Origin of the sequence: Bradyrhizobium genomosp. III (assembly GCF_000261705.1) — a bacterium.
Taxonomy (GTDB): Bacteria; Pseudomonadota; Alphaproteobacteria; order Rhizobiales; family Xanthobacteraceae; genus Bradyrhizobium; species Bradyrhizobium ottawaense.
Window position 1 is genome coordinate 1 of record NZ_AJQF01000392.1, and the last position, 2,942, is coordinate 2,942.

The following is a 2,942-nucleotide window of genomic DNA, read 5'->3' on the forward strand; positions in this document are numbered from 1 at the left end:
GCGACCGCATCGCCGGCGAGATCGTCGAGACAGGACAGCGCCGGCAGGCTCGCGATGACGGCACCTTGCGCGCGCGCTTCGGTCGGAGCGTCCTGCCCCGCCGGTCCATAGACGCGCACGGTGGCAGCTCCGGCGATCGCGATGGACAGCAGCGTGATCACGGTCAGCGCGCCGTTGGCGACCGACCTGTCGGCGCGCAGCAGCGTGATCAGCAGGATCAATCCGAAGAATCCGGCAGCCGCCAGCGTCATCCACATCGGAAAGGCCGGCGAGCGCCAGATTTGGTCGAGCGAAGTGGCCCATGCCCAGTTCATGCGCGACGTCCCCTCACGCGAGCAGAGAGCGAATGGTCAAGCGAGCACCGCGAGTCGGCAACTGCCCCCAGGCCCACCTTGGGAAGGTGAAGCGGGCCTTTTGACGGCGGCAGGACACAATTCCGCAGGGGGCGCGAATGCGCGGGAGCGTCGGTCTTCAGGACAGCGCGAGCTGGCTTTCCTTGGCGACACGTTCGAAGGCTTCGGTCGAGCTTTTGATCCGGTACTGGCAGTCGTCGCCGTCGGTCGGCAGCAGGCGGATGACCTCGTACGAGCCGCTGGCAGCAGGGCGCGCGACGTTGCTGGCCGTGAACAATACGCGCGTTCCAATCGGGAATTTGTGCTTCAACACCCTCTCCATCACTCAAACAACGCCTGCCTCGCCCATGGTCCCACTGCGACGGCCGGCCAGAAACCCAGCGCTGTATAGCACGCGGCCAGCCGTTTTGGCCAGCGCCATGCCACCATGGCAAACGTGTAAATCCTGCAATCTTTTCAGAATGATAGGGATGGAACCGACAGGTCGATGATACCGCCGGGGCCGCATGTTCAGGCGGCATGTCGCAGGGCCGGTCGCAGCCCGATTGGCATATGGCCCCGGTCAATGTCCGGAACGTGAGCGCCGCCGGCCGGCACACAGCCAGCGGCCTCGCTCGGACCGACCGGTCAGGCGTCTTCGAACTTCTCGATGACAAGGGTTTCGGCCAGCCCGTCGCGGGTCCATTCCTGGAACGCCGGCAGCGCCATCATCGTCTCCATGTAGGCCTTGGTGTCCGGCGCGACGTCGATCGCGTAGGTGCGCAGGCGATGCACCACCGGCGCGTACATCGCATCGGCCGCACCGAAGCGGCCGAACAGGAACGGACCCTTGGCACCGTAGCGCGTGCGGCACTCGCGCCAGATCTCCTCGATGCGCGCGACGTTGGCCTTGGCGTCGGCCGACAGCGCCAAGGGCCGGACCGGCCGGTGCAGGTTCATGCCGCATTCGTTGCGCAGGGGCACGAAGCCGGAATGCATCTCGGCGCACACCGATCGGGCATGCGCGCGCGCGGCGACGTCGTCGGGCCACAGCTTCACTTCCGGATAGCGCTCGGCGATGTATTCGATGATGGCGAGCGAATCCCACACCGTGACATCACCGTCGACCAGCACCGGCACCTTGCCGGCACGGCTGAAGGACAGGATCTGCTCCTTGTCCGCGGGATTGTCGGTGTAGAGCGGGATCAGCGTCTCCACGAACGGGATGTCGTTGGCGCGAAGCGCGAGCCATGGCCGCATCGACCATGACGAGTAGTTCTTGTTACCGATCGCGAGTTTCAGCGCAGCCATGTCATCAGTCCTTCCCGAGACGTCCTAGGGCGAGCCGCTTTTAACGCCATCCCCTGCCGCCAATCAATCGTTGCTGCGCCCCGTCATGCGTGGCAATCGTTGCGGTCCTCGCCAAGAGACGGACAAGAGACGGACATGAGACAGACATGAGCAGGCACTGGGTCGACATCGCCGCGGTCGGCTTCTTCATCATCGAATGGCTGGTCTATGCCCTGACGCTGGAGCATTCGGCCTACGGCCGCGACAGCCTGTCGGCGCGCATGAACCGCTATCGCGAGGTCTGGGTGCGCCGGCTGCTCGACCGCGAGACGCGCATGGTCGACATGCAGATCATGGCCTCGCTGCAGAACGGAACCGCTTTCTTCGCCTCGACCAGCCTGATCGCGCTCGGCGGCGCGCTGGCGCTGCTGCACGCCACCAACGATGCGATCACCATTCTGAGCAAGCTGCCGATCGACCTCAGCACGTCGCCGGCGATGTGGGAGCTGAAATGCGTCGGCCTCGTGCTGATCTGCGTCTACGCCTTCTTCAAATTCGCCTGGTCCTATCGCCTGTTCAACTATGTCGCGATCCTGTTCGGCGGCATGCCCCCGGCCGAGCGGCGCGACACGCCGGAGGCGGAGGCCCATGTCATCCGCACCACGCGCCTGTTCGAATCTGCCGGCCGCCACTTCAACCGCGGCCAGCGCGCCTTCTTCTTCGCGCTCGGCTATCTCGGCTGGTTCGTCAGCCCCTGGCTGCTGTTCGTGACCACGGCGGCCGTGGTGGTCGTGACCTGGCGCCGGCAATTCGCATCGAGCGCGTGGGCCGCGATGGCGCCGGAGGTGGCGGATGGCGATGAGGCGATGAAGCGCGGTCATTGAGGCGCTCCCGTGTCCCGGACAAGCTGCAACGCGCGAGTGTTGCGGCGCAGAGCCGGGACCCAGGGCAACACGGCGCGATGCGGATGGATGGGCCCCGGCTCTGCAGCGCACCACTTCGTGCTGCGCCGCGTCCGGGGCACGAGAGCGGTGAGTGGCGCGCGCGCTCTCCACCGTCATTACAATGCGCCAGTGCGCATCCCAGCGGCAGTGCCGTAGAGTGGGCAAAGGCGCATAGCGCCGTGCCCACGATCTCTCTCCATAAGCAACAAGGCGTGGGCACGCTTCCGCTTTGCCCACCCTGCGAGATCGAGTTTGTGGCACGCAGCTCAGCTCGCAGACACGCCTTCGCATTCTCGCGGCGCGTTTCGCCCGAGCTTTGCTTCATCTCGTACCCTCATTAGCCAAGAGGGCGCAGGGAAGGCCGGGTGCCAGCTCG

At 65.7% G+C, this 2,942-nt stretch carries 3 protein-coding genes and 1 pseudogene; 1 reads left to right on the forward strand and 3 read right to left on the reverse strand.

Annotated elements, in window-relative coordinates; translation table 11 throughout:
• From IC66_RS0131735 to IC66_RS0131745, 3 genes and pseudogenes are all read right to left on the reverse strand, one after another.
• Positions 1–314, reverse strand: a pseudogene (locus IC66_RS0131735) (hypothetical protein); the annotation flags it as partial.
• A gap of 157 nt (positions 315–471) precedes the next feature.
• Positions 472–675 (reverse strand): hypothetical protein, encoded by a 204-nt coding sequence (locus IC66_RS0131740; protein WP_018321158.1) that lies wholly within the window; start codon positions 673–675, stop codon positions 472–474.
• Positions 676–980: 305 nt separating this feature from the next.
• Positions 981–1,643, reverse strand: coding sequence for a glutathione S-transferase family protein (locus IC66_RS0131745; protein WP_028143984.1), 663 nt, complete (start codon positions 1,641–1,643; stop codon positions 981–983).
• Between the two features lie 146 nt (positions 1,644–1,789).
• On the opposite strand from IC66_RS0131745, the gene IC66_RS0131750 reads away from it, so the two are divergent.
• Positions 1,790–2,506 carry a DUF599 domain-containing protein gene (locus IC66_RS0131750; protein ID WP_038950347.1) on the forward strand — a complete coding sequence of 239 codons (717 nt, stop codon included), beginning with the start codon at positions 1,790–1,792 and terminating at the stop codon, positions 2,504–2,506.
• Positions 2,507–2,942 lie beyond the last annotated feature (436 nt).